This window comes from Pantoea sp. DY-17 (genome assembly GCF_019795975.1).
Taxonomy (GTDB): Bacteria; Pseudomonadota; Gammaproteobacteria; order Enterobacterales; family Enterobacteriaceae; genus Pantoea; species Pantoea leporis.
This window is the reverse complement of sequence record NZ_JAIMIG010000001.1, coordinates 1-22,512: the sequence shown is the minus strand read 5'-3', so window position 1 is coordinate 22,512 and position 22,512 is coordinate 1. Positions and strand designations below refer to the sequence as shown.

22 protein-coding genes, 2 tRNA genes, 1 rRNA gene and 2 pseudogenes are annotated in these 22,512 nt (G+C 56.3%); 9 read left to right on the top strand and 18 right to left on the bottom strand.

Going from position 1 to position 22,512, the window contains the following annotated elements; genetic code table 11:
* Position 1: 1 nt before the first annotated feature.
* From hpxK to hpxU, 7 genes are all read right to left on the bottom strand, one after another.
* On the bottom strand, positions 2 to 1,267 hold the full coding sequence (gene hpxK, locus K5Y33_RS00135; RefSeq protein ID WP_192236763.1) for an allantoate amidohydrolase: 1,266 nt from the start codon (positions 1,265 to 1,267) through the stop codon (positions 2 to 4).
* On the bottom strand, positions 1,264 to 2,499 hold the full coding sequence (locus tag K5Y33_RS00130; RefSeq protein WP_222233039.1) for an alanine--glyoxylate aminotransferase family protein: 1,236 nt from the start codon (positions 2,497 to 2,499) through the stop codon (positions 1,264 to 1,266). Before K5Y33_RS00130 ends, hpxK begins: the two co-directional genes overlap by 4 nt.
* A gap of 21 nt (positions 2,500 to 2,520) precedes the next feature.
* A complete protein-coding gene (locus tag K5Y33_RS00125) occupies positions 2,521 to 3,252 on the bottom strand; it encodes an amino acid ABC transporter ATP-binding protein (RefSeq protein WP_101762541.1) in 732 nt (243 codons plus the stop codon).
* The gene (locus K5Y33_RS00120) at positions 3,233 to 3,889 is read right to left on the bottom strand and encodes an amino acid ABC transporter permease (RefSeq protein WP_097097590.1); all 657 of its coding nucleotides are present in this window, start codon (positions 3,887 to 3,889) and stop codon (positions 3,233 to 3,235) included. The genes K5Y33_RS00125 and K5Y33_RS00120 overlap by 20 nt, the downstream gene beginning before the upstream one ends.
* Positions 3,889 to 4,554: an amino acid ABC transporter permease gene (locus K5Y33_RS00115; protein WP_061717544.1), complete on the bottom strand. Its 666-nt coding sequence runs from the start codon at positions 4,552 to 4,554 to the stop codon at positions 3,889 to 3,891. The genes K5Y33_RS00120 and K5Y33_RS00115 overlap by 1 nt, the downstream gene beginning before the upstream one ends.
* A gap of 3 nt (positions 4,555 to 4,557) precedes the next feature.
* Entirely contained in the window at positions 4,558 to 5,343 is a 786-nt protein-coding gene (locus K5Y33_RS00110) for a transporter substrate-binding domain-containing protein (protein WP_222233038.1), read from the bottom strand.
* Between the two features lie 192 nt (positions 5,344 to 5,535).
* Positions 5,536 to 6,375 (bottom strand): MurR/RpiR family transcriptional regulator HpxU, encoded by an 840-nt coding sequence (hpxU, locus tag K5Y33_RS00105; RefSeq protein WP_101762543.1) that lies wholly within the window; start codon positions 6,373 to 6,375, stop codon positions 5,536 to 5,538.
* Between the two features lie 121 nt (positions 6,376 to 6,496).
* Here hpxU and K5Y33_RS00100 point away from each other — a divergent pair, with 121 nt between their 5' ends.
* The 4 genes from K5Y33_RS00100 to hpxZ are packed head-to-tail and all read left to right on the top strand — an operon-like array spanning position 6,497 to position 10,058.
* Positions 6,497 to 8,083, top strand: coding sequence for a gamma-glutamyltransferase family protein (locus K5Y33_RS00100; RefSeq protein ID WP_222233037.1), 1,587 nt, complete (start codon positions 6,497 to 6,499; stop codon positions 8,081 to 8,083).
* 12 nt (positions 8,084 to 8,095) lie between these two features.
* On the top strand, positions 8,096 to 8,281 hold the full coding sequence (gene hpxX, locus K5Y33_RS00095; protein WP_061723592.1) for an oxalurate catabolism protein HpxX: 186 nt from the start codon (positions 8,096 to 8,098) through the stop codon (positions 8,279 to 8,281).
* Positions 8,278 to 9,672 (top strand): AtzE family amidohydrolase, encoded by a 1,395-nt coding sequence (locus K5Y33_RS00090; RefSeq protein ID WP_110867820.1) that lies wholly within the window; start codon positions 8,278 to 8,280, stop codon positions 9,670 to 9,672. Before hpxX ends, K5Y33_RS00090 begins: the two co-directional genes overlap by 4 nt.
* A gap of 2 nt (positions 9,673 to 9,674) precedes the next feature.
* A complete protein-coding gene (gene hpxZ / locus K5Y33_RS00085) occupies positions 9,675 to 10,058 on the top strand; it encodes an oxalurate catabolism protein HpxZ (protein WP_222233036.1) in 384 nt (127 codons plus the stop codon).
* A gap of 160 nt (positions 10,059 to 10,218) precedes the next feature.
* On the opposite strand, the gene puuE is transcribed toward hpxZ, so the two are convergent.
* From puuE to K5Y33_RS00070, 3 genes are read right to left on the bottom strand one after another with little or no spacing between them, the layout of a single operon-like run.
* Entirely contained in the window at positions 10,219 to 11,178 is a 960-nt protein-coding gene (gene puuE, locus K5Y33_RS00080; RefSeq protein WP_110867822.1) for an allantoinase PuuE, read from the bottom strand.
* A 29-nt stretch (positions 11,179 to 11,207) separates the two neighbouring features.
* Entirely contained in the window at positions 11,208 to 11,939 is a 732-nt protein-coding gene (gene hpxA, locus K5Y33_RS00075; RefSeq protein WP_110867823.1) for an allantoin racemase, read from the bottom strand.
* On the bottom strand, positions 11,936 to 12,658 hold the full coding sequence (locus K5Y33_RS00070; RefSeq protein ID WP_222233035.1) for a GntR family transcriptional regulator: 723 nt from the start codon (positions 12,656 to 12,658) through the stop codon (positions 11,936 to 11,938). Before K5Y33_RS00070 ends, hpxA begins: the two co-directional genes overlap by 4 nt.
* A gap of 145 nt (positions 12,659 to 12,803) precedes the next feature.
* On the opposite strand from K5Y33_RS00070, the gene K5Y33_RS00065 reads away from it, so the two are divergent.
* Positions 12,804 to 14,297, top strand: coding sequence for an NCS1 family nucleobase:cation symporter-1 (locus K5Y33_RS00065; protein WP_192236769.1), 1,494 nt, complete (start codon positions 12,804 to 12,806; stop codon positions 14,295 to 14,297).
* Positions 14,298 to 14,427: 130 nt separating this feature from the next.
* Here the strand turns inward: K5Y33_RS00065 and K5Y33_RS00060 are convergent.
* A tRNA-Asp gene (locus K5Y33_RS00060) sits at positions 14,428 to 14,504 on the bottom strand.
* A 134-nt stretch (positions 14,505 to 14,638) separates the two neighbouring features.
* Entirely contained in the window at positions 14,639 to 15,370 is a 732-nt protein-coding gene (gene dnaQ / locus K5Y33_RS00055) for a DNA polymerase III subunit epsilon (protein ID WP_110867826.1), read from the bottom strand.
* Between dnaQ and rnhA the strand changes: the two are divergent.
* Positions 15,324 to 15,891 (top strand): annotated as a pseudogene (gene rnhA, locus K5Y33_RS00050) (ribonuclease HI). The gene dnaQ and the pseudogene rnhA overlap by 47 nt on opposite strands.
* Here the strand turns inward: rnhA and K5Y33_RS00045 are convergent.
* On the bottom strand, positions 15,876 to 16,610 hold the full coding sequence (locus K5Y33_RS00045; RefSeq protein ID WP_061723590.1) for a class I SAM-dependent methyltransferase: 735 nt from the start codon (positions 16,608 to 16,610) through the stop codon (positions 15,876 to 15,878). The pseudogene rnhA and the gene K5Y33_RS00045 sit on opposite strands and share 16 nt — an antisense overlap.
* A gap of 40 nt (positions 16,611 to 16,650) precedes the next feature.
* On the opposite strand from K5Y33_RS00045, the gene gloB reads away from it, so the two are divergent.
* Together gloB and mltD are read left to right on the top strand one after the other, a co-directional pair.
* Positions 16,651 to 17,406 carry a hydroxyacylglutathione hydrolase gene (gene gloB, locus K5Y33_RS00040; RefSeq protein WP_222233034.1) on the top strand — a complete coding sequence of 252 codons (756 nt, stop codon included), beginning with the start codon at positions 16,651 to 16,653 and terminating at the stop codon, positions 17,404 to 17,406.
* 71 nt (positions 17,407 to 17,477) lie between these two features.
* Positions 17,478 to 18,851 (top strand): murein transglycosylase D, encoded by a 1,374-nt coding sequence (gene mltD, locus K5Y33_RS00035; RefSeq protein ID WP_222233033.1) that lies wholly within the window; start codon positions 17,478 to 17,480, stop codon positions 18,849 to 18,851.
* Positions 18,852 to 19,001: 150 nt separating this feature from the next.
* On the opposite strand, the gene K5Y33_RS00030 is transcribed toward mltD, so the two are convergent.
* Together K5Y33_RS00030 and K5Y33_RS00025 are read right to left on the bottom strand one after the other, a co-directional pair.
* On the bottom strand, positions 19,002 to 19,805 hold the full coding sequence (locus tag K5Y33_RS00030; protein WP_008105211.1) for an endonuclease/exonuclease/phosphatase family protein: 804 nt from the start codon (positions 19,803 to 19,805) through the stop codon (positions 19,002 to 19,004).
* A 290-nt stretch (positions 19,806 to 20,095) separates the two neighbouring features.
* Positions 20,096 to 20,215: pseudogene (locus tag K5Y33_RS00025) on the bottom strand (MFS sugar transporter); the annotation flags it as partial.
* 100 nt (positions 20,216 to 20,315) lie between these two features.
* Here K5Y33_RS00025 and yafC point away from each other — a divergent pair.
* A complete protein-coding gene (gene yafC / locus K5Y33_RS00020; RefSeq protein ID WP_222233032.1) occupies positions 20,316 to 21,224 on the top strand; it encodes a DNA-binding transcriptional regulator YafC in 909 nt (302 codons plus the stop codon).
* Positions 21,225 to 21,239: 15 nt separating this feature from the next.
* Here the strand turns inward: yafC and dkgB are convergent, their stop codons facing one another.
* From dkgB to rrf, 3 genes are all read right to left on the bottom strand, one after another.
* The gene (dkgB, locus tag K5Y33_RS00015; RefSeq protein WP_222233031.1) at positions 21,240 to 22,043 is read right to left on the bottom strand and encodes a 2,5-didehydrogluconate reductase DkgB; all 804 of its coding nucleotides are present in this window, start codon (positions 22,041 to 22,043) and stop codon (positions 21,240 to 21,242) included.
* A 169-nt stretch (positions 22,044 to 22,212) separates the two neighbouring features.
* Positions 22,213 to 22,289, bottom strand: a tRNA-Asp gene (locus tag K5Y33_RS00010).
* A gap of 102 nt (positions 22,290 to 22,391) precedes the next feature.
* Positions 22,392 to 22,507: ribosomal RNA gene (rrf, locus tag K5Y33_RS00005) — 5S ribosomal RNA — on the bottom strand.
* Between the last annotated feature and the right edge of the window lie 5 nt (positions 22,508 to 22,512).

Sequence of the window (22,512 nt, the reverse complement as noted above, 5' to 3'; positions counted from 1 at the left end):
TTTATTCCTTAGCGCGCGCAATATCGCAAACCGCTTGCAGATACGCCTGCACGCCCAGTGCCACATCAGCGGTTTGTACCGATTCCGCCGGATGATGGCTGATGCCGCGATGGTTGCGCACAAACAGCATGCCCACCGGCCAGCGCTCGGCGATAGCAATTGCATCATGTCCCGCGCCGCTCGGCAGCGACAGGCTGCGCCCTTGCACGGTTTCTACCGCGTGGCTCAGCGCCTGCTGCAACCGCGCATCACAGGCGGTAGCGGCAATGTGGTAATACTCGTTGGCGCTGAAGGTTAAGCCGCGACGCAGCGCAATCGCCTGCGCCTGGGTGAGCAGCGTGGAGAGTAAACGCTCCAGTGGCTCATCCTGCGGACCGCGCACGTCGAGCGACAGCTGCACTTCACCCGGGATCACGTTAACCGCGCCCGGCAAGCAGCTCAGCGTGCCGACGGTCGCCACCAGCTGCGGATCGTGCTCTTGCGTGGTGTGCTCAATAAACACCATCCATTCAGCGGCAGCGGCCAGCGCATCTTTGCGATGCGTCATCGGCACGGTGCCCGCGTGACCCGCTTCACCGATAAAACTGCAGTTCAGACGACGCGCGCCGTTGATCGCCGTGACCACGCCAAGCGCCAAATCTTCCTGCTCAAGACACGGACCTTGCTCGATATGCAGTTCCAGATAGGCGGCGATGTCATTGACCTGACGCGCCGCGTCGTGAATCTTCGCCGCATCGAAACCGACATCCTGCATCGCTTCCGCCACGGTGATGCCGTTGCCATCCGGGTGCGTCACCCAGCTTTCCGGCCAGCTGCCGGTTATGCCACGGCTGCCGAGCAGCGTAATGCCGAAGCGCGTGCCCTCTTCGTCGCCGAAGCCGACAATCTCAATCGCCAGCGGTAAACGCTGCTGCCGATCGTGTAGCCACTGCACGGTTTCAATGGCGCTTAACACGCCGAGCATACCGTCGTAGCGACCGGCATTGCGCACCGTATCCAGATGTGAACCGAGCAGCAGCGCCCGCGCGCCCGCCTGCGCCGCTTCGTAGCGACCGCAAATGTTGCCCACCGCGTCCTGCCACGTCGTCATGCCCGCAGCCTGCATCCATTCGCCAACGCGCGCGTTGGCACGCAGCTGCTCCGGCGACAGATAAACGCGCGTCAGGCCATCTTCGCTTTCGCTGATCTCAGCCAGCGCATCACAGCGCGCCATGACGCGAGCGGCGGCGATCTGCGCCTCGCTGGCGGTCATCAGGCTTTTATTCATGCGCGGCTCCCGTAAAGATCCCACGCCGCCTGCATCCCCGCGCCTTGCGTGGTGCGGAAGCCAACATGATTCAGCACCGCTTCCAGCGCGCTCAGGGTTTGCATCACGCAATCTTTACGCGCGTTGTAGCCCATGGTGCCGATGCGCCACACTTTGCCGTGCAGCGGACCAAACGAAGTGCCGATTTCGATACCGAAATCTTCCAGCACCAGCTTGCGCACCTGATCGCCATTCACGCCCTGCGGGATCACCACGCCGAGCACGTTATTCATTTTGTGTTTTAAATCGCCAAAGGTTTCGAGGCCCATGCCCTGAATGCCTTTCAGCAGCGCATCGCCGTGCAGCTTGTGGCGCGCGATGCCGTTATCTAATCCCTCTTCCATTATCAGACGCGCACATTCACGCGCGCCAAACAGCGCGGTGGTGGCTTCCGTGTGGTGATTGAGGCGCTCCGGGCCCCAGTAATCCATGATCATGCCGAGATCGAAATAGTTGGAGTAGATCATCTCGTCGTCGCCATCCTGATGATCGGCGGTGCGGATGCCCTCTTCCACGCACTTGCGCTTGCGGATCACCGCTTCCATCTGCGGGCTCAGCGTGATTGGCGACGTACCGGATGGACCGCCAAGGCACTTCTGCATCCCGGCGGAGACCGCATCCAGGCCCCACGCATCGGTTTCCAGCGCGTTACCGCCGAGCGACGCGGTGGCATCGGTGTAGAACAGCACGCCATACTTCTGGCAAATCGCGCCCAGCGCTTCCAGCGGCTGCAGCATGGTGGTGGACGTATCGCCCTGCACCGTCAGCAGCAGGCGCGGCTGCACTTTTTTGATCGCGTCTTCGATCTGATCCGGCGTAAACACTTCACCCCACGGCACTTCAATGGTGTGCACTTCCGCACGGCAGCGGCGGGCAATTTCACACAGCAGATGACCGAAACGGCCAAACACCGGCACCAGCACTTTGTCGCCCGGACGGATCGCCGACAGCAGGATCGCTTCGATACCGGCGCGTGACGTGCCGTCGATCAGCATCGTCCAGCGGTTTTCAGTGCGGAATACGCCACGGTACAGCGCCATCACTTCGTTCATGTAGTGCGTCATCGCCGGATCGTACTGGCCGATCAGCTGGCTCGACATGGCGCGCAGCACGCGCGGATCGGCATTGATCGGGCCCGGTCCCATCAACAGACGCTGTGGCGGATTGATTTGCGAAAATTGGCTGATATCCATGTTGTATTCCTTAAAGAAAGCTTAGAGGCGCACGGTAGAGATAAACTGCTTCAGCTCCGCGGTTTGCGGATTGGCGAACAGCGTTTTGCTGTCGCCCTGCTCCCAGACGCGCCCCTGATGCATAAAGACCACGCGATCGCCCACGTCGCGGGCGAAGTTCATTTCATGGGTGACAAGAATCAACGTCATGCCTTCGGCGGCCAGCTGCTCCAGCACTTTCAGCACTTCGCCCACCAGCTCGGGATCGAGCGCGGAGGTGATCTCATCACAGAGTAAAACTTTGGGCTGCATCGCCAGCGCACGGGCAATCGCCACGCGCTGCTGCTGACCGCCCGACAAATTGGCCGGATAGTAATTGATGCGCTCACCGAGGCCGACTTTCTCCAGCATCTGCGTTGCCAGCGCACGGCATTCGGCTTCACTTTTCTTCAGCACGCGGCGCGGCGCCAGCATCACGTTTTCCAGCGCCGTCATGTGCGGGAACAGGTTGAAGTTCTGGAACACCATGCCGACCGAACGGCTGATTTCACGCGCCTGCGATTCGCGGTCGGTAATTGTCATACCGCCGAGTTTGATGCTGCCTTCCTGATAACCTTCCAGCCCGTTCATGCAGCGCAGCAGGGTACTTTTACCCGATCCGCTGCGGCCGATAATCGAGATCACTTCGCCGTGATCGACATCGAGATCGACACCTTTCAAGACGTGGTTATCGCCGTAGTACTTCTGTACCTGATTAATGGTGATGAGCGGCATTGAATTTTTTCTCCAGGTACTGGCTGTAACGCGACAGCGGATAACACATCAGGAAGTAACCGAGCGCTACCAGGCCAAACACCTTGAACGGCTCATACGTCACGTTATTCAAAATGGTGCCGGCTTTGGTCAGCTCGACGAAACCGATAATCGAGGCCAGCGCGGTGCCTTTAATCACCTGCACGGCAAACCCAACCGTAGGCGCGATGGCGATACGAATCGCCTGCGGCGCCACCACGCGAAACAGCGTTTGACCAAAGGTCAGGCCGAGACAGCGCGACGCTTCCCACTGCCCTTTTGGCAGGGCGCGAATACTGCCGTACCAGATATCCACCAGAAACGCGCTGGTGTAGAGCGTTAAGGCCAGCGAGGCGGCGGTCCAGGGCGCCACGTCGATGCCGAACAAGCCGACGCCGAAGAAGGCGAGGAACAGCTGCATCAGCAGCGGCGTGCCCTGAAACAGCTCGGTGTAGGCGCGCACCAGGCGCATCGGCCATTTACGTTTCAGCAGGCGCATAAACAGCAGCGGCAAGGTCACCAGCGTGCCGCCAAAAAACGCCACCAGCGAAAGTAAAATTGTCCAGCGCGCTGCCAGCAGCAGGTTGCGCAGGATGTCCCAGTCGGTAAATTGCGTCATCATGCCGGCTGCGCTCCCAACCATTTACGTCCCAGCGCCAGCAGCAGTTGGCGCATGGCAATCGACAACGCCAGATAGATCAGCGTGGTCACGAAATAGACTTCAAAACTCAAAAAGGTGCGCGACTGAATCAGGTTGGCGGCGAAGGTCAACTCTTCGTACGACACCTGCGACACCACCGACGAGCCGAGCATCACGATGATGCATTGGCTGACCAGCGCCGGATAAATACGCTGCAGCGACGGCGGCAACACCACGCGAATAAAGGTTTGCGTGCGGGTCAATCCCAGCACGCGCCCCGCTTCCCACTGGCCGCGCGGCGTCACCTGAATGCCGGCGCGAATAATTTCGGTGCTGTACGCGCCAAGGTTAATCAACATCGCCAGCAGCGCGGCTTCGCCCGCCGTCAGTTTCAGACCCAGATTGGGCAAACCAAAGACGATGAAAAACAGCTGCACCACAAACGGCGTATTACGGATCAGCTCGACGTACAGGCCCCAGATGCGGCTCGCCCAGCTCGGTTTGCCGCTGCGCAGCGCCGCGCCGAGAATACCGAGGCTGACACCGCCCACGGTGGCGAGCACGGTGATCTGAATCGTGACCCACAGTCCGGCCAGCAACTCTGGCCAGTGCGGCCAGAGATCGGCGAAGTTAAGTTGCGCCATACTTTATGCGCCGAGGTTCGCTGGCAGCGGCGCTTTCAGCCACTCTTCCGACAGCTTGTTCAGCGTGCCGTCTTTGATTCCCTGCTCAATCAGCGCATTCACTTTCTCTTTCAGCGCCGGCTCATCTTTTTTCAGGCCGATGTAGCACGGTGAATCTTTCAGCATAAACTGGGCAACCGGCGCTTTTTCGGCGTTCTGGCGCGCAATCGCCGCCACCACCAGGTTGCCCGTCGCAACGTACTGCACTTGTCCGGAAAGGTAGGCCGACAGCGTGGTGTTGTTATCTTCATAACGCTTCACCTGCGCCTCTTTCGGGGCGATATCGCTTAACACCATGTCTTCAACCGCACCGCGCGTGACGCCGATGGATTTGCCGCTCAGCGCTGCCGCATCTTTCAGCGTTTCGCCTTTCGGACCAAATACGCCGAGGAAGAACGGCGCGTAAGCGCGGGTGAAATCGATCACTTTTTCACGCTCGGCGTTTTTACCCATGCTGGAGATCACCAGATCGACTTTATCGGTCTGCAGATACGGCACGCGGTTGGCACTGGAAACGGGCACCAGCTGCAACTTCAGTTTCATCTGATTAGCGAGATACTTCGCCATGTCGATATCGTAGCCCTGCGGTTGCAGATCTGTACCTACAGAACCGAACGGCGGGAAGTCCTGCGGAACCGCTACGCGGATCACGCCGCGCTTTTGGATATCCTGCAGCTGATCGGCCATCGCACTCCCGACCTGCGCCATCAGCAATGCCGCGCCCGCTACCGCTAATAATACTTTTTTCATTATGCACCCCGGTGAGTTTACGTGAAACAAAAGATTCTTGATGAATCATTCTGCAACTAATGTGCCAACCGCAGTGCCGGGAGAAGAAAGGGGAAAAAACGCGGAATTACCGCGTTGAAGGCAGCAAAAAAGGGCATTGCGCCCGTTGGAATTAACGATCAAAATTAGTGCAATGCACCATAATGGCGCCCGTTAACGGTGTTCCAGCTCGTCAAGATGCTGATAAAGATCGGCAATTTGATGGATGCGCTGACGGCCCTGCGACAACATTTCGTGCAGTAACGCATTTGCCAACAGGTTAATCAGGCTCATGGCGGAGGCGTAGCTATCGAAAGCGGAAACGCTGTCGAGCGGCGCGCAAAGCTGCCAGCGCGCCAGCGTGATAATGCCCTGCGCCTGCGGCTCACACAGCGCCAGCACGGGAATGTTGCTCTGCTGCAGCTGCTGCATCAGCGGGCGAATGATGCGTGGACGGCGGCGAAACGCCATCACCACCACGATATCGTCGGGCGTGATATCCACCAGCTCTTCGCCCAGCGTCTGGCCCGGCTGCGGCAGCACATGCACCTGCGGACGCGCCTGCATCAGCTGCTGACGCAGGTGCAGCGCCACCGGATAGGCGTTACGCATGCCGATGATAAATACCCGTTTTGCCGCGCCCAGCGCGCTAATCACCTCGCCAAACTGCTGCGGATCGATGCTGTTGACCCACTGCGTCAGGTTGGCCATCTCCTGCTTATAGTGGCGTGACAGCAAGGTGTTACCCTGCACCGCATCGCGGTTGTCGGTGAGCGGCATGCCGCTCTGGCGCAGGATGCGCAGCTCGTCGCGCATGTCCTTATATTTCTCGTAACCGAGACGCTTGAATAAACGGCTGACCGTGGCCTTCGACACACCGCTCAGCCGCGCCAGCTCGGCGCTGTTGTAGCTGATCAGGTCATCAAAGTGGTCAAACACGAAGTCGGCAATGCGCTGCTCCTGCGGCGACAGTTGCGGATAGTGACTACGAAGGCGTTCATCAAGTTGTTTCATCATCGGTCCTGTAACTTTCGTTTCATCACAAGCTAGCATAAATCGATCCAGATTGATGTCCGTTCAAAACTGGAACAGCTCTTGCTTCCCATTAACCACGTACCCAGAAAAAGAGTTCTTTATGATACAGAGCAACATGGCGCCGTTAGGCATGGCCGTTACGCCGCACCATCTCGCCAGCGAAAGCGCCTTAGCCGTACTGCGCGAAGGCGGCAATGCGCTGGAAGCGATGGTGGCGGCCGCAGCCACCATCGCCGTGGTTTACCCGCACATGAACGGTTTGGGCGGCGACGGCTTCTGGCTGGTGGTGCCGCCCAACGGCGATCCCATCGCCATTGACGCCAGCGGCGCAGCCGGTTCGCTGGCACATCTTGATTTCTACCATGGTGAAACGCAGATTCCGCATCGCGGACCGAAAGCCGCCTTAACCGTGGCGGGTACCGTCAGCGGCTGGCAGGAAGCGTTGACGCTGGCGCAGGAACTTGGCGCGACGCCGCTGCCGTTAACCCGTCTGCTGCGCGATGCAATTCGCTATGCCGCCGACGGCATTCCGGTCACCGCCTCGCAAGCCGCCGCCACCGCCGCCAAACAGCACGAGTTGCAGCATCAACCTGGTTTTGCCGCCACCTTTTTACCGGACGGCAGCGTACCGCTTGCCGGCAGTCGCTTCACCCAGCCGGCGCTGGCGAATACGCTGAGCATGCTGTGCGATCACGGGCTGGAAAGTTTCTATCGCGGTGAACTGGCGCACCATCTGGCGCGCGAAATGACCGCGCTGGGAATGCCAATCACGCTCGAAGATTTGCAAACGCACAAAGCCCGCCGCTGCACGCCGCTGCATCTGGCACACAGTGAAGGCGATATCTGGAACATGACGCCGCCAACACAGGGTTTGGTGTCGCTGGCGATCCTCGGCATTACCGATCGGCTGAATATGGCTGACGCCAATGAAGCGCAAACCGTGCACCGCATCGTTGAAGCCACTAAAAAAGCCTTTGCGCTGCGCGACAAGCACATCACCGATCCGCGCCACATCGACATTGATGTGCAGCGTCTGCTGGATGAGGAACACCTCAGCACGCTGGCGGCGCAGGTGGACGATCAACAAGCCGCTGCGTGGGGCACCGGGCGCGGGCCGGGCGATACCGTGTGGATGGGCGTGATGGACAGCAGCGGATTAGCGGTTTCGTTTATCCAGAGCGTCTATCACGAATTCGGCAGCGGCGTGGTGCTGCCCGGCACCGGCATCACCTGGCAAAACCGGGGTGCCGCCTTCAGCCTGCAACCCGATCATCTGCTGGCGCTGCAGCCGGGCAAACAGCCGTTCCACACCCTCAATCCCGCTGCCGCGCGTCTCAAAGATGGCCGCACCATGGTGTACGGTTCGATGGGCGGCGACGGCCAACCACAAACCCAGGCGGCGATTTTCACCCGTCACGTGATTCAGGGACATCCGTTGCAACAGGCGGTGAGCGCGCCGCGCTGGCTGCTGGGTCGTACGTGGGGACAATCATCCGATTCGCTCAAGCTCGAAGCGCGCATCGCGCCGGAAACAGTGCAGCAGTTGCGTGCGCTCGGCCATGAGGTTGAACTGCTACCCGATTTCAGTGAAGTGGTCGGCCATGCGGGCGCGATCGTCAGACACAACAACGGCATGCTGGAAGGCGCGTTCGATCCGCGCAGCAACGGCAGCGCCGCCGGTTTCTAACGGAGATTATTGATGAGTTCACAACCGGATTGGGCCACCTATATTGCCCAAATGGAGCAGATTCTGGCGCTGGAGCTGGATGATGCGCGCCGCGCCGAGCTGCTGACGCAGTTCAACCGCATCGCCGCCATGGCCGAGCCGCTGATGGCGCTGCCGCTCGACGATCGCCTGGAAGTGGCGGGAGTGTTTCATCCATGAAACTGTCGTCATTATCGATTAATGCCCTGCAGCAGGCGCTGAGTCAGGGCGAGATCAGCGCCCGCGATATCGCGCAAAACACGCTGGCGGCGATTGAACAGCATAAGGCGATCAACGCCTGGACCGAAGTCACCGGTCAGCGCATGCTGCGCGAAGCCGATCAGATCGATCAGCTGCGCCAGCGCGGTGAAACCTTGCCGCCGCTAGCCGGTATTCCTTACGCGGTGAAAAACCTGTTTGATGTCGCCGGACACAGCACCTTAGCCGGTGCCAGCCTGTTCAGCGCACGCGCGGCGGCGCGCGAGGATGCGTGGGCGGTGAGCAAACTGCGTCAGTCTGGCGCGCTGCTCTCCGGCATGCTGAATATGGATGCCTATGCTTATGGTTTTACCACGGAAAACACCCATTACGGCGCGACGCGCAATCCGCGCGATTTAACCCGCGTGGCGGGCGGATCGTCCGGCGGTTCAGCGGCAGCGGTGGCAGCGGGTTTGGTGCACTTCTCGCTCGGTACCGACACTAATGGCTCGATCCGCGTGCCCGCTTCACTGTGCGGCATCTTTGGCCTGAAGCCGACCTTCGGCCGCCTGTCGCGCAGCGGCAGCCATCCGTTTGTCGCCAGCCTCGATCACATCGGCCCGTTTGCCCGTTCGGTTGAAGATTTGAGCCTGGTGTACGACACCTTGCAAGGTGCCGATGCCAGCGATGCCTTCCAGGCCGCGCAGCCCGCCTCGCCAGCTAGCGCAGGGCTCAGCAAGGGCGCAGAAGGCGTGCGCAGCGCGGTACTCGGCGGGTTCTTCTCAACCTGGTGCAGCGATGAAGCGCGTGCCGCCGTGGCGGTGGCAGCTAAAGCGCTGCAGGCAATCGACGAAGTGACCTTGCCGAATGCGGAGATCGCACGCTCGGCGGCCTTTATCATGACCGCCGCAGAAGGCGGCAATCACTACCTGCCGATGCTGCGCACGCAGCCGGAGCAGTTCGAGCCCAACTCGCGTGAGCGCCTGCTGGCCGGTGCGATGCTGCCTTCGGCGTGGTACGTGCAGGCCCAGCGTTTCCGCCGCCACTTCCAGCAGCAGGTGCTGCCGCTGTTTGAGCAGTTTGACGTGTTGATTGCGCCCGCCACGCCCTGCACCGCCACCACCATCGGCCAGGAAACCATTCATATCAACGGCCAGCATTTGCCGACGCGCGCCAGCATGGGCATGCTAACCCAGCCGATTTCGTTCCTCGGCTTACCGGTCTGTACCGTGCCGCTGCAAACCGCCAGCGGCTTGCCGATAGGCTTGCAGCTGATCGCTGCGCCGTTTAAAGAACATCTGGCACTGCGCGCTGCCTGGGCGCTGCAACAGCAAGGGCTGACGCTGCCACAAACCACCTTAATGGACGCCTGAAAATGACATCTGAACATATCGATCGCCCGGCAATTCTCGCCGAAGTCACCGCCGCCTTTTACCGCTATGAGCAAGCGCTGATCGGCAATGATGTTGAGGTGCTGGATGAGCTGTTCTGGCACGACAAACGCACCGTGCGTTTGGGCGCGGGTGAGAATTTGTATGGCATTGATGAGATCCGCGCTTTTCGCGCGGCGCGTCCGTCGAAAGGGTTGGATCGCGAGTTACGTAATACGCTGATCACCACTTTTGGCGATGACTATGCGGTGTGCAGTACGGAGTTTACGCGTGAAGGCGTAGAGAAGATCGGACGCCAGCAGCAGACGTGGGTGCGATTACCGTGCGGCTGGCGGATTGTCGCGGCGCAGGTGAGTTTGATGAGTTGAGTTGGGTGGTTTTTCCCTCACCCTAACCCTCTCCCTCACGCGGGAGAGGGAATGATTGGGCTACCGCACGCGGGCGAGGGATGATTAGGTGGAGTGATCTGATACATCGCGGCGGGATCGGCGCCTTCTCCCGCTGGCGGGAGAAGGTTGGGATGAAGGGCTAAGCGCTCGGTGCCGGATGCGTCGCGATCCAGTGATCGGCGATTTGCTGCCGCGTACACACCCACACATCTTCATGCTGCTGAATATGATCGAGGAAGCGCTGCAAGCCACGGAATTTCCCCGGACGTCCCAGTAAACGACAGTGCATGCCAATCGACATCATCTTCGGTGCCGTTTCGCCCTCTTCGTACAGCACATCAAAGGTGTCGCGCAAATAGGTAAAGAACTGCTCCGCCGTGTTGAAGCCCTGCGGCGAGGCGAAGCGCATATCGTTGCACTCCAGCGTGTAAGGGATGACCAGATGCGGTTTGACCGTGCCGTCCTGACAGGTGACCTGCGTCCAGAACGGTAAATCGTCGCCGTAATAGTCGCTGTCATAGCTAAAGCCGCCCTGCTCGACCACCAAACGTCGGGTGTTGGGGCTGTCGCGGCCGGTGTACCAGCCGGTTGGCGCTTTGCCAAACAGGTCGGTTAACACGTCCACCGCCTGCTGCATGTGCTGGCGCTCGGTCTTGGCATCCATCGCCTGGTAGTGAATCCAGCGCCAGCCGTGGCTCACCACGTCGTAATCCGCCGCTTTGATCGCCTCAACGATGTCCGGATGACGCGCCAGCGCCATCGCCACGCCAAACACCGTCAGCGGCAAACCGCGCTTTTGAAACTCATTGTGGATGCGCCAGAAACCGGCGCGCGAGCCGTATTCATACAGCGAATCCATCGACATATGGCGATCGGCGTAGCTGGCCGCGCCGATGATATCGGAAAGAAACTGCTCGGAACCGGCGTCGCCATGCAACACGTTGTTCTCGGCGCCCTCTTCGTAATTAAGGACAAACTGCACCGCGACGCGCGCTTTGCCCGGCCACTGCGCATGCGGCGGGTTGCCAGCGTAGCCAATCAGATCGCGGGGATAGTTTTTGTTGAAGCTGTACTCTTTCTTTCCAGATACATCATTCATTCTGTAAGTTCCTGTCGCTCAACCAGTGGTTAGTTTAGGTGCTGAAAGGCTCCGCTGAGCGGTTTTTCGAGTGGATAATCGAGATCGCCATGCTTGCTGGTACCAAAGCCTAGCGCCACCAGCGACTCCACCATTTTTACCGCAGCGCTGACCCCGTCGATTACCGGCATGCCCAGTTCTTTGGTGAGATCCTGCGCCAGCGTAGCCATACCGCCACAGCCCAGCACAATCGCGCCGCTGCCATCTTCGCGTTTGGCCTGCATGCAGCGCTGACGCACTTTCTCCTGCGCCACGCCGCTGCCGTCTTCCAGCGCCAGCACCGGCAGATCGATGGCGTGCAGCGCGGCACAATGGTGTGTGAAGCCATATTGCTGCAGCAGATGGCGCGCAATCACCAGCGTGCGCGGCAAGGTGGTGACAATCGAAAAGCGCGTCGCTACCAGCGTGGCGGTGTGCATGGCCGCTTCCGCAATGCCGATTACCGGGCCGCTTGCCAGTTCACGCGCCGCCAGCAATCCCGGATCGCCGAAGCAGGCAATGATATGGCCACTCACGCCCTGCTCTTTGCCGCGTTTCACCTGCTCCAGCACACCAATCGCCGCGATGGCCTCATCAAAATGACCTTCTATCGACTCGACGCCGTGAGTCGGGCACACCGCCAGAATCTCGGTGCCCGGCGCGGCGACGGCGCGCGCGGCAGTACCCATGGTTTCCGTCATCGCTAAGCTGGTGTTGGGATTGATGACCTGAATCAGGCTCATGATGCCGCTCCTTTGTTACCGGCAAATAACCGGGTGAAATCAGGCAAGGTTTCGCCGCTGCGCTCAAAGTGCAGGCTGGCAACAATGTGTTCGAAGTGATGCTGCAGCGCCGCCGTTAACCCCGGCAGATCTTTTTGCCGCAGCAGATCCACCAGCCGATCGTGATGATCGCATCGGCAGCCGCGCTGCCACGGTGCACCGTAAGCGGCAATCACCAGCGACGAACGCTGCGTCAGGCGCGTCACCATATCGGTGAGCACTGCGTTACCGGAGATCGCCTGCAGCTGAATATGAAAGGCGGCGGAGAGACGAATCGCGGCGGCACCATCATGCTGGTCATGTGCCATCTGCTCTTCTTCAATCAGCACGCCGAGTGCCGCTAAGTGCGGTGCCTGCACGTGGCTCAGCACAGCCGGTAGATTGGCGCACTCTAATAAACAGCGGGTGGCAAAGATGTCGCGGGCTTCATCCACGCCCGGCGTCGCCACCTGTGCACCACGCCTGGGCGACAAGGTGATCATTTGCACCGCGGCGAGGCGTTGCAGCACCTTACGAATGCCGGTGCGGCTCACGCCGAAGACATCCGATAAGGCTTCTTCCGGCAATTTACTGCCCGGCGGCAGTTGATGCTCAACGATGGCGGTAAGCAGCGCCTGATAGATAGGTTCATCGCGATCGTTCAGATCGGCAGCCGTTTTCTGGCCTGTTTCACTCTTCATTACCTGCTCCGGTAAGTGACTGTGTGCTGCACATCGTATACGTGAAATTAATTTTTTGTATACAAGAAATCATTTCTGGCCTGGATCCTGCAATACCGTTTCACGCTGTGATTATTTTTCCATGATGTTGAGAGGAGCAGGTTTCATGCCAAATCATTCTGAAGTGACCTCGCGGGTGGCCTCTGAAGCCAACGCACAATACAGTCCACGTCTGTGTAATGACGATCTGGCGCCGACGCGCGACCAGAACTGGTCGTGGTACAACATCTTTTCGTTCTGGATGTCGGACGTGCACAGCATGGGCGGCTACGTGGTGGCCGCCAGCTTCTTTACCCTCGGGCTGGCGAGCTGGCAGGTGTTGCTGTGTTTGCTGGTGGGCATCTGCATTGTGCAGCTGTGCGCCAATCTGGTGGCCAAACCGAGCCAGATGGCAGGCGTACCGTACGCGGTGATTTCGCGTCAGGCGTTTGGCGTGTTCGGCGCTAACATCCCGGCGATTATTCGCGGGCTGATCGCTTTTGCATGGTACGGCATCCAGACTTATCTGGCGGCTAACGCGCTGATGCTGGTGCTGCTGAAGTTCTTTCCCACCCTGAGCAGCATGACGCAAAGCAGCTGGCTCGGCTTATCTCAGCTGGGCTGGTGTTGTTTCGGTGTGATGTGGTTACTGCAGGCGATGGTGTTCTGGCACGGCATGAACGCGATTAAACGCTTTATTGATGTCGCCGGTCCGGCGGTGTACGTGGTGATGGTGGCGCTGGCGGGCTGGATTGTATACAAAACCGGTTTCGATGGTATCTCCTTTACGCTGGCCAGCAAGCAGTTGAGCACCGGCGAGCAAACCTGGCAGATGATTACCGCCACCGCGCTGGTGGTCTCCTACTTCTCCGGTCCGCTGCTGAATTTTGGTGACTTCTCGCGTTACGGCAAAAGCATGGGCGAAATTCGTCGCGGCAACCGCTGGGGCTTACCGTTCAACTTCCTGCTGTTCTCGATTGTCACCGTGGTGATTGTCTCCGGTACGCAATCGCTGTTCGGCAGAATGATCACCGATCCAATTGAAACTGTCAGCATGGTGGGTAACGACGTGGCGGTGGCGATTGGCCTGCTGACCATGATTATCGCTACCATCGGCATTAATATCGTGGCGAACTTTGTTTCGCCGGCATTCGACTTCTCGAACTGTTCACCGCAGAAAATCAGCTTCCGCACCGGTGGCATGATTGCCGCAGTTGGTTCGGTGTTACTGACGCCGTGGAACCTGTTCCAGTCGCCAGAACTGATTCACTACACGCTGGATGTGCTGGGCTCGTTTATTGGGCCGCTGTTTGGCATCCTGGTGGCCGATTTCTATCTGATCAAACGCAGCAAAGTCTACGTGGATGACCTGTTTGATGACACGCCGAAAGGCCGTTACTGGTATCGCGGCGGCTTCAACCCGAAAGCGATTGCCGCGTTGCTGCCGTCGGTGGGCATTTGTCTGGTGATCAGCTTTATTCCTTCACTGCATGCGGTGGCGAACTTTAGCTGGTTTATCGGCGTGGCGTTGGGTGCGGGCTGCTATCGCTGGCTGGCGCGCGCTGATCGCGAAGAGTCGGTGGCGGCGTATCGCGCGACGGTGGCGGTACAGAAGGATTAAGTTGCGTGCGCGCTGGCCCTCATTCCATCCTTCGCCCGCTTGCGAGAGAAGGCGGGGGATGAGGGAAAGCGATACCATTTGGAAAAAGCAAAAAGCCGATGCATTTCTGCATCGGCTTCTTTAAATAGATTGGCGGAACGGACGGGGCTCGAACCCGCGACCCCCTGCGTGACAGGCAGGTATTCTAACCAACTGAACTACCGCTCCGCGCTTTGTTCCCCGTCGAGAACGAGGCGCATATTAATAGCAGCTTTCACACCCGTCAACGCTTTTTCTGTGGGAATGTTTCGTTTGACGTTTTTTTCAGCTTAACGTCGATTTTGCACGCAAAATCAGCCGTTTTACACGCGCCACAAGCAGCTACCACCCTTCTTCTGCACCAAATCCAGACGACCTTCGTGCGCAGCAATCTCTTCATCGCTGGCGCTGACCACGCGCAGACCTGAACTCGGACGCACAATGCGCTGAATGTTCTCCGCGCCGCCCTGATTGTTCTGCTCACCGTCCAGAGAAAATGCCAGCGAGGTTTGACCGCCGGTCATCATCAGGAATACTTCGGCCAGAATCTCGGCATCGAGCAGTGCGCCGTGCAGCGTACGCTTGCTGTTGTCGATTTCATAACGGTTGCACAATGCATCGAGGCTGTTGCGCTTGCCGGGATACATCTTACGCGCCATCGCCAGGCTATCGGTGATCTGGCAGAAGGTTTCGGTTTTGCCGATATCCCGCTTCAGCATGCCGAATTCATAATCCATAAAGCCGATATCGAACGATGCGTTATGGATCACCAGCTCTGCGCCACGGATGTAATCAAGGAATTCGTCGGCGATATCCGCAAACATCGGCTTATCAGCGAGGAATTCATCGGCGATACCGTGAACGCCGAACGCTTCCGGATCCACCAGCCGATCGGGCTTCAGATACATATGGAAGTTGTTGCCGGTCAGGCGACGGTTGATCACCTCAACCGCACCAATTTCAATGATGCGATGTCCTTCATAATGCACACCGATCATGTTCATGCCGGTGGTTTCAGTATCGAGGACGATCTGGCGGTTATTTGCAGTGCTCATAGGACTCGTTTTATGTCAGACTTGGCGTTTTGTCAGAAGGAAGTCTACCAGAGATGCGTAAACAGGTAGAAATATTCACCGATGGATCTTGCCTGGGCAATCCCGGTCCCGGCGGTTATGGCGCCATTTTACGTTATGGCGCGCATGAAAAAGAGTTCAGTACAGGTTATCGCCTCACCACCAACAATCGTATGGAAATGATGGCGGCTATCGTGGCGCTCGAAGCGTTAAAACAGCCGTGTGAGGTGGTGATCAGCACCGACAGCCAATATGTTCGTCAGGGTATCACCAGTTGGATCCACAACTGGAAGAAGCGCGGCTGGAAAACCGCCGATAAAAAACCGGTGAAAAATGTCGATCTGTGGAAACGTCTCGATGTGGCGCTCAGCAACCATGAAATTAAGTGGGAATGGGTAAAAGGCCACGCCGGGCATCCGGAGAACGAACGCTGCGACGAACTGGCACGCAGCGCGGCGGGAAAGCCCACTCAGGATGATATCGGTTATCAGGTTGAATCCTGATCCTTCACTTCACGAAACTGGCGCGTGACGTTAACCGTTTGCCGTAGCTGGCTTTGACTCAGATTCTTCTTCATTTTGGTGGGCGTTAGCGGGAACGTACGTTTACGTGCCACCACAATGTTCAAACAACCGAGCGCCGGTAAATGCGCGCTGATCACCCTGCCGCCCTGCCGATGCCACGGCACCACCTGAAAACGGGTGCGGTAAACCACCTCATAATTCAGCAGGCCCAGCCAGTCGAGCAATCGTACCTGGCTGAACATCCGTCCACTCCACGGCGCGCGCGAGTGCAGACCCGGAATGCCTTTGCTAATCCCTAATAAACTGAAAGGGTTGAAGCCGCTGATGATCATCCAGCCATCATCGATCAATACCCGATCCACTTCACGCAGTACGCGGTGCGGATCCTGACTCCACGCCAGCGTGTGCGCCAGTAAACAGGCATCTACGGATTTAGATTCAAAGGGTAATTGCGTGTTATTGGCGATAACCTGTAATTCATCGCCCTCAATGCCCACATTCACTTGATGCGATATGGCACACTGGCTGGTGTTGATTTCTGCGCTGAGGCTGCCAATTTTAAGCATATGAAAGCCATACAGCTTGCCGAGATAAGGCTGCAGTTGCTGAGTGAGCGCGTCGCGAAAATAGTCTCCCATTGGCATATCGCGCCAGGAGCGCGGTGCAGTCAGGATTTGGCGTGTTTTAGCCGGCTTCATGCTCTACCATTTTCCTTTTTCTACGACCTGAGAGGTGTTTATGAATCTTACCAGCATTCCCGCATTGCAGGATAACTACATCTGGACACTGACGGACGATGACAACAGGTGTTTGATTGTCGATCCCGGCGAAGCACAGCCGGTGCTGGATAAAATCAGGGCCAATCATTGGCAACCCGTGGCGATTTTACTGACGCACCATCATCACGATCACGTCGGCGGTGTGGATGAGCTGCTGCAGCACTATCCCGAATTGGCGGTTTTCGGTCCAGAGGAAACGGCAGATAAAGGGGCGAAGCGTATTGTGGCCGAAGGTGATGAATTTACCCTGCTTGGGCTGAATTTTCGTGTCATCGCAACACCCGGTCACACTTTAGGACATATCTCATATTTCAGCTCCCCTTATCTTTTCTGTGGTGACACGATGTTTTCTGGCGGCTGCGGGCGTTTATTTGAAGGCACTGCTGAGCAAATGTTTGAATCATTTCAAAAACTTAATCAGCTCCCTGAAGATACTCTCGTTTGCTGCGCGCATGAGTACACTTTATCCAATATGAAGTTTGCTGCGGCTATTCTGCCCCATGACCCTAAAATTTTGGCAAGGTATCAGCAAATTAAGGACTTACGCGCAGAAAACCGCATCACTTTACCGACAAAACTGGCCTTAGAGCGCGAAATAAATTTATTTTTACGCACGCAAGACGCTGATTTACAACAGGCTTTAGGCACTAATGTCTCATCATCAGCGTTATGGCAAACTTTCGCCGATCTACGCGAGAAGAAAGACCGCTTTTGATATTTGAGGTTGTGTTGTGGTGGACCGTCACGTATAGTTGCTCGTCTTTTAAGCGAACTATTGACACACACATGAAGGCTAAAGCGATCTTACTCGCCTCGGTCTTGCTGGTAGGATGTCAGGCATCAAGGAATGACGCCAATATCCCCGTACAGCATGCCCAGAGTCTGTCTTCAGCTGGTCAAGGTGAAAATGGAAAGTACGGAGATCGATTGTTGTCGCCGCGATGGCAGGATGATGGAACAAGCTTCGCAGAAGATACTGATCTCTGGAATCACATTAGTGACGAGTTGAAGATGGGGATTCCGGAAAACAGCCGGATCCGCGAACAAAAAACAAAATTTTTAAAAAATAAGAGCTATCTCCACGATGTAACATTACGGGCAGAGCCGTACATGTACTGGATTGTCGAGCAGATACAGAAACGTAAAATGCCGATGGAACTGGTACTGCTACCCATAGTGGAGAGCGCTTTTGACCCACACGCAACATCTTCTGCGAATGCCGCCGGCATCTGGCAGATTGTTGCACAAACGGGCAAAAACTATGGTTTGAAACAGAACCAATGGTACGACGGACGCCGCGATGTGGTGGCCTCGACCAAAGTAGCGCTGGATATGATGCAGCGTCTGAACGGTATGTTTGACGGCGACTGGTTACTGACCATCGCCGCCTATAACAGCGGTGAAGGACGTGTGCTGAAGGCGATGAAACAGAATAAGGCGCGCGGTAAGCCGACTGACTTCTGGAGTTTATCGCTGCCCCGCGAGACCACGGTTTACGTACCTAAAATGTTGGCCTTGAGTGAGATTCTCAAGAACAACAAGCGTTACGGTATCAAACTGCCGACCCCGAACGAGAGCCGTGCTTTAGCTCGCGTAGAGGTGGGACAGCAGATTGAACTGACGCAGGCCGCCGATATGGCCGGAATGTCTCTCAGCAAGTTGAAGACATTTAATGCCGGTTATAAAAACGGTGCCACTGCGCCAAATGGACCGCACTACATTATGGTGCCGAAGTCCAACGTTGCTAAGTTGCGCGATTCACTGGCTTCCGGTGATATCGCTTCCGTGCAGCCTACCGAGATGGCGAAAGTCAGTGCGGCAGGAAACAGCTATACGGTACGCAAAGGCGACACCTTGTCTGGCATTGCCAACAAGCTTGGCGTAACCGTCAGTGCACTGAAACAGCAGAACAATCTGCGCAGCGCTTCAGTTCGTACCGGTCAGACTCTGACCGTGAACGGCAAAGCGAGCACGCAATTGGCTGATAACGGCAACAGCATCACCTACCGTGTACGTAAGGGTGATTCTTTTGCCAGTATTGCTAAACGCCACGGTGTGAACACCAAAGACGTTATGCGCTGGAACAGTGACGCTAAAGACATTCAGCCGGGCGACAAGCTCACGCTGTTTGTGAATAATAGCGCAACACCTGATACCTAATGCCCCGAAAAGGCTGACTTTTGTCAGCCTTTTTCATTTTCTGCTTCTGCTAAATTCTGCATATCGCCTGTTCAGGCTCTGACTCGCCCTTCCCTGTATTGTTTCAGCTGAACATTAACTGTTGCGGGGCGGGAGTTCGAGCGTATTAGCTTAACGCTCAATACCGTAGAGAGAGTTGAACTCAACCAGCAGCGGATTGTGATCTGATGCGCGCGTCACCAGCACAGAAGCTTCACTGACCTTCATATCGCGGTAGAAGACGAAATCCAGTGGGCGCCCAAAGGCTTTTCGGCGATGGTCATCGGTGAAGTTCACCTCACGCAAAGACATCTCCCGCGCAAAGCGATACAGCGCATTCATGCGCTGGCGGCTCCAGGCGTTGAAATCCCCCGCCATGATCACCGGTCCGCGATGATGTTGAATCTGTTCGCCAATCGGCCCCAACTGTTTGCTGTAGACATCGACACCGAGACTGAAATTGACCGCGTGGATATTCACCACCATCAGCATTTCGCCCGTGGGTAATGGATACGCCGTGACCAGCGCAGATTTGGCCAAACGCAGCAGCGGCTCACGTTCCCTTAGTGGGCAACAGTACACAGGGTGCGCAGACGCCAACGTCATGACGCCGGAAGGATGTTGCGGTAAGACAAAGGCTGGCACCTGATCGGCCGCGAGATAGTTACTGGTGGCGAATTTGACCAGTTCAGGCGTGGCCTGCGCCTCCTGCAGCAGAACAAGGTGGGCATCTTTGCCAAAACCTTGGAGCACAGACATCCAGTCTGCACGCTGTTGCTTGAAGATATTCCAGACTAAAACTCGCAGTGTGGGATCAGCTGGCAAAGGTGCGCCAGGCGGTAATGCCTGCCCAAGATGCAGCATTGCCCCCGGCGGAAAAATCCGTTCTGCTGGCTGACCTGCTACATAACGCATTGAATAAGTTTTTTTCCGCACTTTCCCGCCCAACTGGTTTACGACTCGTACTTCACCTGACTGTTATAGGGATTTTAGCGCGGGGTTTCAATTGGTGTTCTTGATTGTCGGAATTCGCCTCACAGCTTACCAATGTAAAAGCCTGCCAGTTGGCAGGCTTTTGTGCATGTTATTCCATCGCTATCGCAGTCTGAGTTTTATCGGGTTGGCCACTCAATCGCACTAGCAGCAGCGTGCCAGGTACATACACCGTACCGATCCACGGGGTTTGCGCCAATCCATAATGTTCAACAATGCAGAATCACGCTCACTGCGGCAGGCAGCGTAATACGGAGTTGTTCAGCGATGGTTGGGCTCAGAGCGACGATAACAAATTCTGTCGTTCCGATCGCACAGGCACTGATCGTCAGCGCCCAAAGTGCAATTGGCATGATTAACTCCCATTAAGGTTTCGATGGGCATTAGTGTTGCCGCATGCTTTAATGACAAAAAGATGCAAAGTGCGAACAGACTTTTGCTTTTGGAGGGATAATGAAGGCATCGTCAGATGAGCTTAAGGTGTTTATCGCTGTAGTGGAGAGCGGCAGCTTTAGTCGCGCTGCAGAACAGTTGCAGATGGCCAATTCAGCGGTGAGTCGCACGGTTAAAAAACTGGAGAATAAGCTGGGTGTCGCGCTCTTAACGCGTACTACGCGTCAGCTAGCGCTCACTCATGAAGGCGAGCATTACTTTCGCCGCGTGCAAAAGTTGATGCAGGAGATGTCAACCGCCGAGAGCGAGTTGATTGAGCGTCAGCTAGCGCCTCAGGGCGTACTGCGTATTGATGCTGCTACACCCGTGATTCTGCATCTGTTGCTACCGATGATTAAACCCTTTCGTGAGCGCTATCCCAATGTCACACTATCGCTCATCTCCTCAGAGAGCTTTATTAACCTCATCGAACGTAAAGTCGATGTGGCGATTCGCGCTGGCAATTTGACGGATTCTACACTGCGCGCTCGTTTGCTCTTTATAAGCTATCGCAAATTAGTAGCGACGCCGGCTTATCTGGCGAAACATGGTGTCCCTGAATCAACAGCTGATTTGGCTCAGCATGAATGCCTTGGCTTCGTTGAAACACCACGCTTAAATCGCTGGCCTGTCGCAGATGAAGGTGGCGATCTTTATGACATCACGCCAGGAATGTCATCTAACAGCGGCGAAACGCTCAAACAGCTAGTGCTAGGCGACCAAGGTATCGCGTGTTTATCAGATTTTATGGTGGATAAAGAGATAGCTGATGGTACTTTTATTGAACTGCTTGCTGAACAGCGTATTCCAGTTGAGATGCCTTTTAATGCAGTCTATTACAGTGACTTAGGAGTTAGCCAACGCGTCAGGGCGTTTATCGATTTTCTGAGTGAATGGGTTAAAGCTCAGCCCTGGCGAGTGCAGGGCTGAAAAGGGATGCAGTGATTAATCCCAGTCTGGCGCCAGACCTTCTGGACTCACTAAGCGCTGATGACGATCCAGCGCGGCAATATTTGCCATATCTTGATCGTCTAGCTGCAGATCAACCGCTGTCATGTTGCTCGCCAGGTTTTCACGTTTAGTTGATGACGGGATCACCGCGTAACCTAACTTCATCGCCCATGCCAAAACAACCTGTGCCGGAGTAGCTTTGTGCTTCTGTGCAATGGTATTAATTACCTCATCCTTCAGCGCTTCTCCATAAGCTAACGTCATGTAAGAAGTGATGTGAAGACTATTCTTTTTAGCAAAATCAACCACCTGCCGATTCTGCAAAAAGGGATGCAGCTCAATCTGGTTAGTCGCTATATTTTCCACGCCAACCGCGTCAATCGCCTCTTTCATCAAAGCAATTGGGAAGTTTGAGATACCAATTTGACGCGTCAGCCCTGCTTCTTTTGCTGCCATCAATGCCAACATGCTCTCTTTCACCGATACCGCCGATCCGGGAGAAGGCCAGTGGATTAAGGTGAGATCGACATAACCGGTGCGCAGCTTTGCCAGGCTCTCTTTCAAGCTGGGAATCAACTTTTCAGCCGAAAGATTGTCGATCCAAATTTTAGTGGTAATAAACAAGTCGCCACGTGCTGCGCCATTCTCAGCGATCGCCTGGCCCACAGCCGCTTCATTTTCATAGATTTGCGCAGTATCAATTGTGCGATAGCCAAGTTCCAACGCAGTTTTAACTGAATGGATTACAACGTCATCTTGCAGGCGGAAAGTACCTAAACCAAAGGCGGGGATTGTCATGATTTCCTCATCGTATAGCGTTATGTTTCGATGGGAATTATTTTGGCAGGTTTATTGTTGCTGAAAAATCCGTTTATAAGCAGAAGAATTTTGATTTTTTATCAACAATAATGACGAAATTGCAGATATGAAAAAGCCCTGACTTTTCAGTCAGGGCTTATCAATTAAGTGGCGGAACGGACGGGGCTCGAACCCGCGACCCCCTGCGTGACAGGCAGGTATTCTAACCAACTGAACTACCGCTCCACCGATTCTGTACTGATATCAGACAATCGTTCTGATTTCAGGTGTTTCGCCCTTCCCGCGTCACGGGGAAGGTCACGACCCGGTAACGGGTCTTAAATTGATGCCTGGCAGTTCCCTACTCTCGCATGGGGAGGCCCCACACTACCATCGGCGCTACGGCGTTTCACTTCTGAGTTCGGCATGGGGTCAGGTGGGACCACCGCGCTAAAGCCGCCAGGCAAAT

What these genes read in the sequence shown, in the direction of transcription:
- hpxK (WP_192236763.1), bottom strand. Translation starts at nt 1,267, where the DNA reads ATGAATAAAAGCCTGATGACCGCCAGCGAGGCGCAGATCGCCGCCGCT.
- K5Y33_RS00130 (WP_222233039.1), bottom strand. Translation starts at nt 2,499, where the DNA reads ATGGATATCAGCCAATTTTCGCAAATCAATCCGCCACAGCGTCTGTTG.
- K5Y33_RS00125 (WP_101762541.1), bottom strand. Translation starts at nt 3,252, where the DNA reads ATGCCGCTCATCACCATTAATCAGGTACAGAAGTACTACGGCGATAAC.
- K5Y33_RS00120 (WP_097097590.1), bottom strand. Translation starts at nt 3,889, where the DNA reads ATGACGCAATTTACCGACTGGGACATCCTGCGCAACCTGCTGCTGGCA.
- K5Y33_RS00115 (WP_061717544.1), bottom strand. Translation starts at nt 4,554, where the DNA reads ATGGCGCAACTTAACTTCGCCGATCTCTGGCCGCACTGGCCAGAGTTG.
- K5Y33_RS00110 (WP_222233038.1), bottom strand. Translation starts at nt 5,343, where the DNA reads ATGAAAAAAGTATTATTAGCGGTAGCGGGCGCGGCATTGCTGATGGCG.
- hpxU (WP_101762543.1), bottom strand. Translation starts at nt 6,375, where the DNA reads ATGAAACAACTTGATGAACGCCTTCGTAGTCACTATCCGCAACTGTCG.
- K5Y33_RS00100 (WP_222233037.1), top strand. Translation starts at nt 6,497, where the DNA reads ATGATACAGAGCAACATGGCGCCGTTAGGCATGGCCGTTACGCCGCAC.
- hpxX (WP_061723592.1), top strand. Translation starts at nt 8,096, where the DNA reads ATGAGTTCACAACCGGATTGGGCCACCTATATTGCCCAAATGGAGCAG.
- K5Y33_RS00090 (WP_110867820.1), top strand. Translation starts at nt 8,278, where the DNA reads ATGAAACTGTCGTCATTATCGATTAATGCCCTGCAGCAGGCGCTGAGT.
- hpxZ (WP_222233036.1), top strand. Translation starts at nt 9,675, where the DNA reads ATGACATCTGAACATATCGATCGCCCGGCAATTCTCGCCGAAGTCACC.
- puuE (WP_110867822.1), bottom strand. Translation starts at nt 11,178, where the DNA reads ATGAATGATGTATCTGGAAAGAAAGAGTACAGCTTCAACAAAAACTAT.
- hpxA (WP_110867823.1), bottom strand. Translation starts at nt 11,939, where the DNA reads ATGAGCCTGATTCAGGTCATCAATCCCAACACCAGCTTAGCGATGACG.
- K5Y33_RS00070 (WP_222233035.1), bottom strand. Translation starts at nt 12,658, where the DNA reads ATGAAGAGTGAAACAGGCCAGAAAACGGCTGCCGATCTGAACGATCGC.
- K5Y33_RS00065 (WP_192236769.1), top strand. Translation starts at nt 12,804, where the DNA reads ATGCCAAATCATTCTGAAGTGACCTCGCGGGTGGCCTCTGAAGCCAAC.
- dnaQ (WP_110867826.1), bottom strand. Translation starts at nt 15,370, where the DNA reads ATGAGCACTGCAAATAACCGCCAGATCGTCCTCGATACTGAAACCACC.
- K5Y33_RS00045 (WP_061723590.1), bottom strand. Translation starts at nt 16,610, where the DNA reads ATGAAGCCGGCTAAAACACGCCAAATCCTGACTGCACCGCGCTCCTGG.
- gloB (WP_222233034.1), top strand. Translation starts at nt 16,651, where the DNA reads ATGAATCTTACCAGCATTCCCGCATTGCAGGATAACTACATCTGGACA.
- mltD (WP_222233033.1), top strand. Translation starts at nt 17,478, where the DNA reads ATGAAGGCTAAAGCGATCTTACTCGCCTCGGTCTTGCTGGTAGGATGT.
- yafC (WP_222233032.1), top strand. Translation starts at nt 20,316, where the DNA reads ATGAAGGCATCGTCAGATGAGCTTAAGGTGTTTATCGCTGTAGTGGAG.
- dkgB (WP_222233031.1), bottom strand. Translation starts at nt 22,043, where the DNA reads ATGACAATCCCCGCCTTTGGTTTAGGTACTTTCCGCCTGCAAGATGAC.